This is a genomic window from Methylomicrobium sp. Wu6 (assembly GCF_035916875.1).
Classification (GTDB): Bacteria; Pseudomonadota; Gammaproteobacteria; order Methylococcales; family Methylomonadaceae; genus Methylomicrobium.
Genome location: NZ_JAXUHN010000090.1, coordinates 75866 through 90455, shown reverse-complemented (window position 1 = coordinate 90455; position 14590 = coordinate 75866). Strand labels below are relative to the sequence as shown.

The 14590-nt window shown below is 53.0% G+C and carries 9 protein-coding genes and 1 pseudogene; 7 read left to right on the top strand and 3 right to left on the bottom strand.

Annotated features, from left to right (window positions below; all coding sequences use genetic code 11):
• Positions 1-32 precede the first annotated feature (32 nt).
• The gene (locus U2W12_RS16120; protein ID WP_326501717.1) at positions 33-1283 is read right to left on the bottom strand and encodes a GGDEF domain-containing protein; all 1251 of its coding nucleotides are present in this window, start codon (positions 1281-1283) and stop codon (positions 33-35) included.
• Between the two features lie 84 nt (positions 1284-1367).
• Between U2W12_RS16120 and U2W12_RS16115 the strand changes: the two genes are divergently transcribed.
• The 3 genes from U2W12_RS16115 (at position 1368) to U2W12_RS16105 (ending at position 3740) form a co-directional block, all read left to right on the top strand.
• A complete protein-coding gene (locus U2W12_RS16115; protein WP_326501716.1) occupies positions 1368-1493 on the top strand; it encodes a hypothetical protein in 126 nt (41 codons plus the stop codon).
• Positions 1494-1587: 94 nt separating this feature from the next.
• Positions 1588-2259: a TVP38/TMEM64 family protein gene (locus tag U2W12_RS16110; RefSeq protein WP_326501715.1), complete on the top strand. Its 672-nt coding sequence runs from the start codon at positions 1588-1590 to the stop codon at positions 2257-2259.
• Positions 2256-3740 carry an FAD-dependent oxidoreductase gene (locus U2W12_RS16105; RefSeq protein WP_326501714.1) on the top strand — a complete coding sequence of 495 codons (1485 nt, stop codon included), beginning with the start codon at positions 2256-2258 and terminating at the stop codon, positions 3738-3740. Before U2W12_RS16110 ends, U2W12_RS16105 begins: the two co-directional genes overlap by 4 nt.
• A 187-nt stretch (positions 3741-3927) precedes the next feature.
• Here U2W12_RS16105 and U2W12_RS16100 read toward each other — a convergent pair whose 3' ends face one another.
• Positions 3928-4272 (bottom strand): hypothetical protein, encoded by a 345-nt coding sequence (locus U2W12_RS16100; RefSeq protein ID WP_326501713.1) that lies wholly within the window; start codon positions 4270-4272, stop codon positions 3928-3930.
• Between the two features lie 562 nt (positions 4273-4834).
• A complete protein-coding gene (gene hrpA, locus U2W12_RS16095) occupies positions 4835-8749 on the bottom strand; it encodes an ATP-dependent RNA helicase HrpA (RefSeq protein WP_326501712.1) in 3915 nt (1304 codons plus the stop codon).
• A 236-nt stretch (positions 8750-8985) separates the two neighbouring features.
• On the opposite strand from hrpA, the gene U2W12_RS16090 reads away from it, so the two are divergent.
• The 4 genes and pseudogenes from U2W12_RS16090 (at position 8986) to U2W12_RS16075 (ending at position 14419) form a co-directional block, all read left to right on the top strand.
• Positions 8986-9999: a hypothetical protein gene (locus U2W12_RS16090; RefSeq protein ID WP_326501711.1), complete on the top strand. Its 1014-nt coding sequence runs from the start codon at positions 8986-8988 to the stop codon at positions 9997-9999.
• A gap of 126 nt (positions 10000-10125) precedes the next feature.
• Positions 10126-10989, top strand: a complete 864-nt coding sequence (locus tag U2W12_RS16085; protein WP_326501710.1) for a transglutaminase family protein — start codon at positions 10126-10128, stop codon at positions 10987-10989.
• Between the two features lie 351 nt (positions 10990-11340).
• The gene (locus tag U2W12_RS16080; RefSeq protein WP_326501709.1) at positions 11341-13314 is read left to right on the top strand and encodes a LamG-like jellyroll fold domain-containing protein; all 1974 of its coding nucleotides are present in this window, start codon (positions 11341-11343) and stop codon (positions 13312-13314) included.
• 375 nt (positions 13315-13689) lie between these two features.
• A pseudogene (locus U2W12_RS16075) lies at positions 13690-14419 on the top strand (transposase).
• Positions 14420-14590: the final 171 nt, after the last annotated feature.

Genomic DNA, 14590 nt, shown 5'->3' with positions numbered 1-14590 from the left:
AAAATTGTTAAGAGAGGCGGAAAGCCAAGTTTTTATACGCTTTGCGCCGGATCAAACAACAACGAAGGCTTGCCGACATAATAACCCTGCGCATAATCGACACCCAAAACCTTCAATTTCTCCAATTGCTCGGCATTTTCGACATACTCGGCGACTGTTTCCTTATTAAACAATTTGGCCGCCGCGGTAATGAAGCTGACCACCAGTTCGGAATAAGGGCACTGTAAGAGATCCTGCATGAACAGGCCGTCGATCTTGAAAAAATCGACATTGAATTTGGATAGATTGGCAAGATTGCTCGAACCGATGCCGATATCATCCAGCGACAGCAAGCAGCCCAGATTGTCTTTCAGCAGGCGCATGAATTCGCTGGCATTCTGATAGTCATGATCGGCGACCGTTTCGGTGATTTCGAAACAGACTTTGCTGGCATCGATTCCGTAATAGTTAAAACTCTGTTCGACTTTCTCGATAAAGCCCGGATAACGGATCGTGCTGCCGGAAATATTCAGCGAATAAATGACAGGCTGGGGATTTTCGGCGAGATAGCGGCAAAACTGCTGTACGACATAAAGATCCACTTCCCGGCTGATGTGGAACAGCTCGGCGGCCCGCAACAAGCGTCTTTGCGTCTGGCTGTCGCCCTGATCGTCTTTATAACGCAGCAGCACTTCGGCTTTTTTTTCGGCGTTCGCGCCGTTGATCGGCAATATCGGCTGCGCAAACAGCACGAAAGAATGATTGGTCAATCCTTCCCTGAGTTCAGGCAACAGTTTCAACAGATCGTAATATTCATGCAGGACCACATCGTCGTATTCGATCAGCTTGACCACGCTGTTGCCTGCCCGTTTGGCTTGAAACAGCGCCTCGTCCACCGCGGCCAGAATGCGTTCCGGGGTTTTGTATTCGGGTGACGGCGAGGTCACGCCGATGATTAGCTTCGGATAATACGCAATGTCAGCAACGATGATGCACTGTTGATCGAGCAGATTCGCCAGTTGCTGGGCGAACTCCATACTTTCCGCAACCGGCAATCTCAGCAGGATGCCGAAGCGGTTGCGGTCCAGTTTGCCGATGCTCGCGCCCGCAATGGATGCCACCTTACCGACGATCAGCGCCTGAATCCGGCTCAAAAGCGCTTCCGCCGCCGCAGTGCCTTGGGTCAGACTGGCGATTTGCAAGGTATGATTGATCTCCGCATATAGCAGCGTATATTGCTGCTGGCTGGTTTCGGCGATCCGCCCAATTTCTTCGATAAAGGCTATTCGGGTCAACAAATTCATGAGGTGATCAAAAGCATGCCCTGGAAATAAAGAAGGAACCCAGCGCCCGCTGCGGCACAGTTGACGGCCCACGGGATGAACTTTATGATTCTAATCCCTATCAACGCCTATGTACAGCAAGGCAAGGCATTGCCGTTTCGCCAACGCCAAGGGTGGGATTCTGCTGCCTCCGTCGAGCAGCATCAGGGAAAATGGCATGAATTGAAGTAAACGTTGTTAACATGCGCGCATTGTACAATAAAACATTGTCGCGGTTCTTACGGTTATTCGACCGATCTTTGATCAATTTGAACGGGATAAAACGATGACGCCCCTACAAATCCGACTGCTTACGATCATCGCCATCGCCATTGGCGCTTTTTTTCTTTTCGATCTCGATCAATGGCTGACGCTCGCGCGTATCAAGACCGAATATGTCCGCCTGACGGCCTTCCGCGACGCCCGTCCTCTCATGGCCACCCTTGCCTATGCGGTGATATATATCGCAGTGACCGGCTTGTCTCTGCCCGGCGCAACGGTGCTGACGCTGGCCGGCGGGGCGCTGTTCGGCCTCTGGTGGGGTACATTGATCGTCTCGTTCGCATCGAGCATCGGCGCGACGCTAGCATTTCTCGCCGCGCGATTTCTGTTTCGGGACACCATCAAGGCCAATTTCGGCGACCGCCTTGCCGCGATCGATGCCGGCGTAACGAAGGACGGCGCTTATTATTTATTTAGCTTGCGCCTGGTACCGCTGTTTCCGTTCTTCGTAATCAATCTCGCGATGGGATTGACCGCGATCAAAACCGTGACTTTTTACTGGGTTAGCCAGATCGGCATGCTGGCCGGCACCTTGGTTTATGTGAATGCGGGTACGCAATTGGCCAAGATCGACTCCTTGTCCGGCATCTTATCGCCGCCCTTGGTCGGCGCATTTGCGTTATTGGGCCTATTTCCGCTTGCCGCGAAAAAATTCGTGGAGACACTACCCCGATGAAACCGGATACTGCCGCCAATCTAAAGCCCCCGAAAAAATTCGACTACAACATCGCGGTGATCGGCGCGGGCTCGGCCGGCCTAGTCACGTCCTATATCGCGGCCGCGGTCAAAGCCAAGGTGATCCTGATCGAAAAACATCGCATGGGCGGGGACTGCCTGCACACCGGATGCGTGCCGTCCAAGGCATTGATCCGAGCGACACGCTTGCTCGCGCTCGGCAAGCGTTCCGCCGAATTCGGCATCAAACAAATGCCTGCCGAATTCGCTTTCGGCGAGATCATGGAGCGCGTGCAAACCGTCATCAAAACGGTCGCGCCGCACGATTCGATCGAACGCTATACCGGCCTCGGCGTCGAAGTCGCGACCGGCAGCGCCAAGCTCATTTCGCCCTGGACGATCGAAATCACCGAAGAAACCGGCACACGCAACATCACCGCACGCGCTATCGTGATCTCCGCCGGCGCGCATCCCCTAGTCCCACCGATTCCGGGACTTGAACAGACCGGTTATCTGACATCGGACACTGTCTGGAACCTGCGCACGGCGCCGAAGCGTCTTCTGATACTCGGCGGCGGTCCGATCGGCTGCGAACTGGCGCAATGCTTTGCCCGCCTCGGCATCCAGATGACCCTGATCGAAATGGCGCCGCGCTTGTTGCTGCGCGAAGATCCGGAAGTCTCCACATTGATCGAAGCCCGGTTTCGAAGTGAAAACATCGATTTGAAACTAAGCCACACCGCCAAACAATTCATTATCCAAAATGGCGAGAAAATCCTGTTTGCGGAGCATGACGGCAAAACGGTGACAATCCCTTTCGACGACGTGCTGGTCGCATTGGGACGCGCCGCCAACGTCACCGGCTACGGCCTCGAAGAACTCGGCGTAGCGCTGTCGCCGAATAAATCGATACGGGTCGATGCGTTTCAGGCGACCAACTTCAGGCATATCTTTGCCTGCGGCGACGTCGCCGGCCCTTATCAGTTCACCCACACCGCCGCGCATCAGGCCTGGTACGCGGCAGCCAACGCGTTGTTCGGCGACATCAAAAAATTCCGTACCGACTATTCGGTAATTCCCTGGGCAACCTTTACCGAACCGGAAATCGCGCACGTCGGACTGAACGAACAGGAGGCGAAAGCCCAAGGCCTCTCCTACGAAGTCAGCATCTACAATCTCGCCGACCTCGACCGGGCGATCGCGGACGGCGAAGCGCAGGGTTTTGTGAAAGTTTTAACCGTACCCGGCAAGGACAAGATACTCGGCGTCACGATCGCAGGCGAACATGCCGGTGATCTGATCGCCGAATTCATCCTCGCGATGAAGCACAACATCGGCCTGAACAAAATCCTCGGCACGATTCATATCTACCCGACCCTGGCTGAAGCGAACAAATACGCGGCAGGCGTCTGGAAACGCGGCCACCAACCGGAGATTTTGCTGAAATGGCTGGCGAAGTTTCACACCTGGCGGCGGGGTTAGATGGAGAGTTACGAGCGGATCAACAAGCCTCCGCGGGAAACCGCGAACCCAAACTTTATTCACAAAACCTGTGGAAAACTTTGTGGATAGATTGTTTTAGAGAGCGCAAAAGTACCGTTTTTATTATAGTTTGGTTAATTTGTATAAAAACGAATCAACCCGCCGACAAGATAAAAATATCAATGACTTACGTCATATTTTGAAATTTTTTAAAACCGCGCTTGATACGCTGTAAGCCATTGATTTCCGCTGTGCATAAATTCTTATCTGTAAAAGCCTGAATTTGATCCGACATGTTCAGAAATGAGTTTGTAATTTCGCTTACACGCTGAAAAAAGTAAAGGCTCACTAAAATTGATCGGCTCAAACCGGCCAATTGCGGACCTTCCGACCGGGCGGGTTTTGTAAACCCGTCCACAACGTTTTGCCGAAGTTGCGTGGTTGGTTTGAAACGTTTAGGTCGGGGTTGCAAACCCCGGCCCGCAGGGTCCACCAACCGGAGATTTTGCTGAAATGGCTGGCGAAGTTTCATAACTGGCGGGGAGGTTAGATGTATCGTTCCGGGCGGGATAAATAAGCTGCTCCGGAAAAAACCACGCATTAAAGCCTTGCCTGATTACGAACAACTTTCAGCCAACAGTCAACTCTTCGAGCGATCGTGATACCGACATGGACTGCCGGTATCCAGATCACAGGGATGTAACCTGCCACCGAAGTAGCCTTAGAATTCACATCCGTGTGTTCTGGACCTCAGCAATCCATGCTGGGATGACGGTGCTTAGGGGGGGGTGCCGGCTTATCGCCATTTCGATTTTGGCTGAAGCTTGTCAGTAATCAGGAAATTTTATTCACAAAACCTGTGGATAACTTTGTGGATAGATTGTTTCCTAAAGCGCAAAAGCGCCGTTTTTATTACACTTTAGTCAGTTTGTATAAAAACGAACCAATCCGCTCAGGCATTAATAAATCAATGACTTACATGTGTTTTGAAGATATTTTGAACCTATCGCTTGACACCTTGTAAGTCATTGATTTCCGCTGTGCATAACTGTTGTTGATTCAAAATTATTTTGCTCGAATATTCGAATTTAAGCTCAACCTCTTTCGTCCCAGGCTTTCTCGAGCCTTTTCGCGGATACCGGATAAGCAGTCTTTAATTGCTGCGCATACAGCGACACCCGGAACTCCTCGAGTGCCCAACGGAATGGGTCCTGTTCGGGGATGATCGTTTCCTTTTTCGATTTTTTCTCGATGTCCTGCCAGAAGCGGATCGCATAGCGCTGGATTTCCTGATTTTTTTGCGGATCGTTGCCGAGCTTGTCCAGCCGGTACAGGGCCGCTTTCAGGTAGCGCGGGATCGCCTTGAGTTGATCGTGCGGCGTATGGCGGATGAAGCCCGCGTAAATCAGCAAATCGAGTTGTTGGTTGACGTCCTTGGCCAAAGGGTCGTTTGCATTCAGACGCCCGAGGAGGGTTTTGATCTCGGCATATTGCTGCATGATTTCCAAAACGATCTTGCCGATTTCATTGGCAGCGCTGATCAGGTTCGGCTTATATTGCTGCAAATTGCGCTCGAACGCCATCTTGCTGCGAATCGTCCGCCCTTCGATAAACACATGGCTCAAGACGCAAAACAGCAGATCCTCCTTGTACGAGCCGGACGGCTGATATTGGATGATTGGATGTTTCGGCAAGCGTTGATAGGCCAGTTCAGCGGCGGCCGATTGCGGCGCGTTTTTCTGGATATAGGTGCATTCCTTGCGCAACTGTAACTGATACAGCCGCATCAAACCCGCCTGATGCTGTTGCGCGGCCTTCCGTTCGGTGTCGAACAGGCGCACGCCGACCCCGTCGCCCTCATCGACGATCGCCGGATAGCCTATGAACGTCTGGCCGCGTTGCATGAATTGCCGGGTGTCCGGCAGATCGTCGAAGGCCCATTGAATACAGCCGGTGTAATTCAATTCGTCGGCCGCCAACTGGTCGAAGCTGTCGCCGGCTACAGCCCCATGTTTAGCCTGGAGTTTTTTCAGATCGCGGCCGTAATCGAGCAGTTTGCCCTGATCGTCGATCACCCGGAAATTCATTTTCAGATGTTCGGGCAAAGACTCGGGATTCCAGGCATTCAATGGAATCGCCTCGCCGGTCAGTTTTTTGAGCCTGTTGCCCAGCCACTCATACAAAGAACCCTTGAAATCCGGCTCTATCTCCAGACATTGCTTTACCGTTTCCGGAACCGGCACAAAATGTTTACGGATAGGCTTCGGCAGCGACTTGATCAACGCGACGCATTTTTCTTCGAGCAACCCCGGCACCAGCCAGTCGAACGGGATTTGCGAGACCTGATTCAATTGATGCACCGGAATGATCGCGGTGACCCCGTCCTCGTCGTGTCCGGGCTCGAAGCGGTATTGCAGCGCGATCGTCAGATTGCCGACCTTCTTGCTGTCGGGGTAGTCCCATTCGTTGACCGTATGCTCCTGCTCGCGGGTCAGGTCCTCCTTGGTCAAAAACAGGATTTTCGGATTGTCGCGCTCGACTTTCTTGCGCCACTGATCGAGCGCGATGCCGCTGACGATCTCGACCGGCAGTTTCTTGTCGTAAAACTGGTACAACCATTCCTCGTCCTCGATCAGATCGACCCGGCGGCCTTTGTGCTGGATATAGCCGACCTCTTCGAGCAATTTCTGATTCGAGACATAGAACGGTGCATTGCTATGATAATCATGATCCACCAACGCCGAACGGATGAAGATTTCACGCGCTGCCTTCGGATCGACGTGTTCGTACGGCACCTTGCGGCCGGCCTGCAGGGTCAAGCCGAACAATAAGGTGCGCTCGTACACCGCACAGCGCGCGGCCTTCTTTTCCCAGTGCGGGTCGTAGTAGTTGCGCTTGACCAGATGCTCGGCGCACTGCTCGATCCATTCCGGCTCGATCTTCGCAACCGTGCGTGCATAAACTTTGCTGGTCTCGACCTGCTCGGCCGCCATGATCCATTTCGGCCGCGCCTTGTGCTGGCCGGAGCCCGGAAAAATGAAGAATTTCAGCCCGCGCGCGCCGAGATATTCGTATTGCTCGTGCCGAAATCCGATATTCGAAAGTAAGCCCGGTAACAGCGCTCGATGGATTTCCACATAGCTGGCCTCGACCATGTTCATCTTCAGGTTCAGGTCGCCCCTGATCACCTGCATGATCTGCGCATGAATGTCGTGCCATTCGCGCATCCGGATATAGGACAGAAAATGGTCGCTGCAGAATTTACGCAACTTGCTATTCGACAGATGCTTCTTCTGCTCCTCGAACTGATTCCAAAGATTCAGCAAGGTCAAAAAATCCGAGTCCTCATGCCGGAACTGCGTCTGTTTCGCCTCGGCCTGCGCGAGTTTGTCGGCAGGCTTCTCCCGAGGGTCCTGAATGCTCAACGCGGAGACGATGATCGCGACTTCGGTCAAGCAGTGCTGTTTTTCGGCCGCGATCAACATCCGTGCCAGTTTCGGATCGGTCGGCAACTTGACCAGTTGCTTGCCGATGTCGGTCAGTTTGCCCTGCTTGTCGAGCGCATTGACTTCCTGCAACACGGTCTTGCCGTCGCGGATCATCTTGTCCTCGGGCGGCTCGATGAATGGAAAATCCTCGATGTCGCCGAGATTCAGCGCGGTCATCTGCAAGATAACCGCGGACAGATTCGTGCGCAGGATTTCCGGTTCGGTAAACTCGGACCGCGCCTGATAATCCTCCGGCGAATACAAGCGAATGCAGATGCCTTCGGCGACACGGCCGCAGCGCCCTGCCCGCTGGTTCGCGCTCGACTGCGAGATGCGCTCGATCGGCAAGCGTTGAATTTTGCTGCGATGGCTGTAGCGGCTGATTCTAGCATGCCCGGTGTCGATCACGCCGCGAATGCCAGGCACGGTCAACGACGTTTCGGCGACGTTGGTCGCAAGCACGATCCGTATTTTGCCGCCTTTCGGCTTGAACACCCGTTCCTGTTCGCTGACACTGAGTTTTGAATACAGCGGCAGGATTTCGTATTGGCTCGGATGATGTTTTTTCAGCGACTCGGTCGTTTCCTTAATTTCGCGCTCGCCGCTCATAAAGACCAGAATGTCGCCGCGCAAATCGCGTACCAGTTCATCGACTGCTTCCAGAATCGCCTGTTGCAGATTGTCGCTGGTTTCGTCATTGGCCGCGTTCTTGCCGTCCTCGTCTTTTTCCGGCTCTTCGACCGGACGGTAGCGTATCTCGACCGGATAGGTGCGGCCCGACACTTCGATGATCGGCGCGTCGAAAAAATGCCGCGAAAAGCGCTGCGGGTCGATCGTTGCGGAAGTGATGATCAATTTCAGATCGGGCCGCTTAGGCAGCAGCCATTTCATGTAGCCGAGCAGAAAGTCGATGTTCAGGCTGCGCTCGTGCGCCTCGTCGATGATGATCGTATCGTATTGATTCAGATAAGGATCGTTCTGGGTCTCGGCGAGCAGGATACCGTCGGTCATCAGTTTGACCAGCGAATCGGCATGGGTCTTGTCGGTAAAGCGCACCTTGAAACCGACCGATTTGCCGAGCGGCTCGCCGAGTTCCTCAGCTATCCGGTCCGCGACCGTGCGCGCGGCAATCCGGCGCGGCTGCGTGTGACCGATGAAGCCGGCCGCGCCGAGCCCGATCGACAGGCAGATTTTCGGCAACTGCGTGGTCTTGCCGGAACCGGTCTCGCCGCAGACGATGACTACTTGATTGTTCTTAATCAGTTCGGCGATTTCGTCCTTTTTGCCGGTGACCGGCAAATCGGGAAAATTCAGCGCCGGTACGCTTTCCAGCCGCCGGTTACGTTTGGCAACCGATTGTTCAATCCGGAATTGCAGCGCGGCAACCTGCGCTTCCGGATTCTTGCCTTTCTGATATTCGCCGCGCAGGCGGTCGACCTGGCGTTTAAAGCCGTGCCGGTCCAGGTTTAAACACTGCGGTAATTGGCGGGAAAGTTGCTTGAGGGTTTCGCTAAGGGACATCAAAACAGCCGGTGAAATAGGTCTATTATACGATAATCCGGATGTGTTCCGGCATCGTCAAGACTTGGCAGGACTAGAATTTCGATCTCAACAATCGGCCGGCAAACGCACAGCCAATTCATCTCAGCGAGTCATGTTTTCCGGCAATTCGGTTTGCATCCGGCCGCCTACATATGGCTTAATGCGCTTACCTTAACCGAAAACTCACCAGCACCGTCGGAATGTGGAGATCGATCATGAACCCAACGCTTTCAGCAACTTTCGGCAAAATTACCGAATATAACCTTAACTGGCCCAGCTCAGTCCATGGATCGACTCATGAACTGGTTATCGATGAAGAGCATATCTACGTTACCGGACAAAACATGCACCGGATTGCCAAATTCGATTATGCAGGACGGATCGTCGACTATTACACCATGCCGGATGGCAGCGGGCCGCACGGCATATTGTTCGATAAACATGGACGGCTTTGGGTTTCGCTGGAATTTCCGGGCCTGGTTGTGCAACTGGATGGACAGGGAAAGATCGTCAAAGAAATCGATGTGAGCTTGTATGCACAGGGGGCAAAAACGCCCATCAATCCCGCGCCGCATGGTATAGGCCTGGATGCAGATGGAGAATCCATCTGGTTCACAGGCAAACGCACCAGCACGGTGGGAAAAATCAACCCGGATGGCAGGGTGGAGCATTTTCAATTGAACAATCTGGCCGCATTGCCGATCTTTCTTTCCGCCGGAGCGAACGGCACTATATGGGGAACCGAATTACTCGGCAGCGCCATTCTCAATGTTTCCACCGATGGCGCGGTCAGGGAATTCAACATCCCCACGCCGAACAGTCGGCCCATTGCGGTCATTCCTGACCCGACGGAGCCGTTCATGTGGTTTACCGAAGAGGCGGGCGTGAAAATAGGAAAGATCGACCTGCACGGCAACATCACCGAATATCCGGTTCCCGCCCTGCAAAAGAATGACATACTCGGATCGCTGGCGTTTGACCGCGAGAACAATTTGTGGATACAGGTTTATGTGAACCCCAACAACCCTAATCCGGCTGGCTATGACTATCTACTGAAGTTCGATAAGGCCATCCGCAATCTGACCGCCCCTGACATCGGAGGTATACCGTTCAGCACGCACACATTGCCCAGCAGGGGAACGGTGATGCACCGGATCAAAATGGATTATGCCGGTAATTTATGGTTCACAGAATTGATGACGGATAAACTTGGCAAGATAATGCTTTGATTGAATTCTTATCGCAAAGTGGTTTTAGGGATCGTCTCATTTGGATCGATACGGATTGCCACGGCAAGCCCGCCTAAAGTGAATTCGCCGTAGCCGCGCATAACCGCAAGCCCAGGAATGATAACGATGCGACGCCTGCAAATTGAGCACATCACCACCTATCAGTACGCCAGCGACGTAAGCCTCTTGCCGCACCGATTGCTGTTGCGGCCACGTGAAGGGCACGACATTCGAATCGAATCGGCAGAGTTGATGATATCTCCGGCCCACCAACTGCAATGGCAGCGCGACGTGTACGATAATTCCGTGGCGGTGGCGACCTTTACTGAATCCGGCAACCGGCTTTCTATTGACAGTCGCCTGATCCTCCAGCACTACGACGACCAGCCTTTGAACTTTCTGGTCGCTGATTACGCGGTCTATTATCCTTTCCGCTACAATCCCGCCGAGAGCGATGATTTGGCGCCCTATCTGTCCGTCATCTTTGGTCAAGACCGGCCGCTGCTGTATGCCTGGCTACAGCAATTCTGGCAGAGCGGCCAAGTGGTAGAGACCTATCTTCTGCTGGATTGGATCAATAAAGCAATAGCGACAGGATTTACCTATCAACAACGGGAGGAACCGGGCGTGCAGACACCGGCGACCACTTTAGCCAGACGCGCAGGTTCGTGCCGGGATTTTGCAACCTTGTTCATCGATGCCTGCCGTTCCCTGGGTTTGGCGTCGCGCTTTGTCAGCGGCTACTTATACACGCCCATGCGCCCGCGGGGCCAAGGCTCGACTCACGCCTGGTCGGAAGTTTATCTGCCCGGCGCCGGATGGAAAGGCTTCGACTCCACAACCGGCCAAGTGGTCGGCAACGATCATATCACCGTGGCCGTAAACAGGCACCCCGAATTGGCACCCCCCGTATCCGGCTCGTTTATTGCCGACGCCGGCCAAGCAAGCCATATGCATGTAGCGGTAGAAGTAACCGAAATCGGGGCGTAGCTCAGGATACGCTACCCCCTAAGATTGGTACAGAGGAAGATTTCTTCTCGTCCTGGTAAGAGGTATCTGACTCTTTTTTGGTTTTCATCGTTGACCTCGGGGTTAGAGATCACTCTCCTAGCCGAGTGTCCGCTAGATCGGGGCAGGATCATAACGGCGTCGTATGAATATTATGAACGCTGCTCAATAAATCGTGCCACTTTCAAATTCTTAAAAATACCGAACCCGTCACAAAACAAAAACCGATACTTGGTCCACACCTGATTATTGATCTTCTTCACAATATTTAGAAAAGTCGCCAACTACCCTTAAAGCCGATTCATACATTTTTAAGAGGGTTATGGTGATTTTATGAACAATTATTTTCTAAGCGCTTTGTTACGCAAGCAGTTCTCGCGCTTTTTTCTATCTGTGCTCGCCCTTCTTTTATTCAGCAGCACCGTCACCGCGGGAAACCTGAACATGGCCTGGAATGCTAGCACGTCATCCGTGGGCGGTTATAAACTATATTACGGCCAAAGCAGCGGCAGTTACACTTCAAGCATCGATGTAGGCAACACGACCGCCTATACGATGACCGGCCTGCAAGATGGTACGACGTATTTTTTTGCGGCGAAAGCCTATGATTCGACCAAGACCACCGAAAGCGGTTTTTCCAATGAAGTGAGCGCGACAGTTCCCGCAGCTTCGACATCGACGACAGCCGATTTCACGGCGAGCGCAACCAGTGGTACTTATCCATTGGTGGTCAGTTTTACGCCGGTCACAACAGGGACGGTCACCGGCTACAATTGGAACTTTGGCGATCCAGCGATACCGTCTGCGACCAGTCAGTATCCAACGGTGACCTATTCGAATCCGGGGACGTATACCGTCAGTCTGACAGTTACCAGCTCCACCGGCAATGTCACCACAACTAAGTCGAACTTTATTACTGTTACCTCTCCGGCACCCGTCGCTAATTTTACCGCCACTCCGACCTCAGGTGTTGCTCCGGTCACGGTGAATTTTACCGATGCTTCGACAGGCAGTATTACCAGCTGGTCTTGGAGCTTTGGCGACGGTTCGACCAGCACAGCGAGCAGCCCGAGCCATACCTACAGCGGAGCAGGCTCCTACACGGTCAGCTTAACAGTCACCGGCGCGGGCGGCAACAATACCAAAACGAACAATAACTTCATCAGTGTCTCCTCTTCAACAGTCGGCACTGTATCATCACCCACCAGTAACAATGGCCTGGTGGCAGCCTATGGCTTCGAGGAAGCCAGTGGAACAAAGGTTGCTGATGCCTCGGGTAACGGAAATATCGGCACGATTAACGGGGCCGTCAGAATCACTAACGGCCATTCCGGGAAAGCGTTGCAGTTTAATGGCACCAGCAATTGGGTCACTGTCAATGACAGTGCGTCACTGGATCTCTCAACCGGCATGACTCTTGAAGCGTGGGTGTATCCGTTGTCACAGACCGATGGCGGCAACACAATCATATTGAAGGAAGCATCTGGAGCTGAAATGTATGCGCTCTATTCCGAAGAGGACGTCAATTTGCCTATCTCTTATATTAATAATGGCGATTACAGCGGCGTTCAGGGTCCGAATCGTTTGCCGGTAAACACCTGGACCCATCTGGTTGCGACTTATGATGGGCAATATCAGCGGCTTTATGTAAATGGCGTCGAAGTCGACAATAGTGCCCAAAGCGGTCTGATTCAACAATCCACCGGCGTGTTGCGCATCGGTGGCAACAGCCAGTGGGGCGAGTATTTCAAAGGCTATATCGATGAGGTGCGGATCTACAATCGTGCTTTGACTGCAACCGAAATCAACACCAACTTAGCAACCGCCATTAGTGTTTCAAATCCGCCTCAATTTGTCATGGGGGACAAAAACCTAGAACCATGGATCGACTACAGACCTCAGGGTGTTGCCGAAGCGTTCCAGGCTATACCTGCGAAGTCCAGCGCAATAACCACTGTGCCGGTCTATCTGGACTCCAGCTCAACTGCAACGGAATTGGTTGCCGGAATCTATAAAAACAATAACGGTCATCCCGGAACTCTTGTTGCTCAAGGCAAGATAAGCAATCTTAAGGCTGGCGACTGGAATTCGGTGCCGATTCCAGTTGCTTCGGTAACAGCGGGCCAACCTTATTGGATTGCGATATTGGGATCGAAAGGACAAATCGCTTTCCATGACCAAGTGGGATCATCGACAAGCCTGATGGAGACCAGTGCTTCCAAAACGCTGACGAGCTTACCGAGCACCTGGACCGGTTCGGTTACTAAAACCAATGCAGCCATGTCGGTTTATAGTACCGGGTATTGATCACCGGGCTCCATAATTCCTAAACGGAATAGCGGAGTGGCCCTCGCCTCCGGCGATGGCCACTCCGTCTGCTTTTCCAGGGGTTAGTTGTTTTGTCCCATGATTAAGAGGTCTGAATTAATAATAAAATATCAGGCGTTTCCTGATAAAAAGCGCGTATAGACTCAAACGGCGTGATGCGCCCAATCAAGCGGAGTTTAAGATTATAGTTGATTGTGACAGCCCAATAGTGTCGCAGGCCTTAACAGGCTGTTGATTTTCAACTCGCTGCAGGTTGTACAATTCCCGATGGCAACTCTGTAACCTCCCACCGAAATATACGATATCTCATTGAAAGATATTATAAAATAATATCCGTCACCTCTAGAGTTCCTTATGCGTGGCGTCGATATGACCCAGTCCAGCCTGTTCAGTTACCGGACCTTGGAACCCCGCCCTCCCCAGCCCCTCCTTTGCGCCGTCCGCGTAGCGTCGTCGACGGACTGTGCTGGCCCTGACGGATAAGGATTTCGCACTGCTCTACGCCAAAACCGACCGCCGGTCGATTCCGTCGGAACGCCTGTTGCGCGCCAACCTGCTGCAAACTCCGCATTCGATCCGCTCGGAACAGCAATTGATGTAACACCTGGACTATGACCAGCTGTACCGCGGGTTTGTCGGTTTGGACATGGAAACGCCGTTTGGGATCACTCTACGTTCAGTGCCAACCGCGATAGGCTGCTCAAACGAACATATCGCTCGCGCCTTATTTGCCGAAGTGCCGGCTTTGGTGGACAAGCAAAATCGGGTAGCCGGCGAGCATTCCACGGTGGATGGGACGTTAATCGAAGCGTGGGTGTCCCTGAACAGCTTCATTCGGAAAGACGGCGACAACGCGCCGTCGGGGGATGACGGCCGCACCACCCGGCATGCCGGTTACCGAGCCCGTTTGAAGATACGCAAACGGGTCGAGGAAATTTTCGGCTGGTCAAAAACTGTCGTCAGCTTGCGTAAAACTCACTTTATCGGGCTTGGCAAAGTCAAGCCGCAAACGGTGTTCATCTTTGCCGCCTACAATTTGACTCGCATGGCGTCGTTAGGCGACTGGCACTTGACGGGCGCCTAGGCCGACGTCCGCCCAAAATCCACTTTCGGGCGGAAAACGCTACCGATTGAGGCGGCAAAAAATGGCTAAAATCCGTTTATAAAGTGCCAGAAGAAGGCTTACCGCCTGAAAAAAAATCGCCTATGGAAGGGCAAAAGCCGAAGGCGAACCGGCAAATTTCAACAGCCTGTT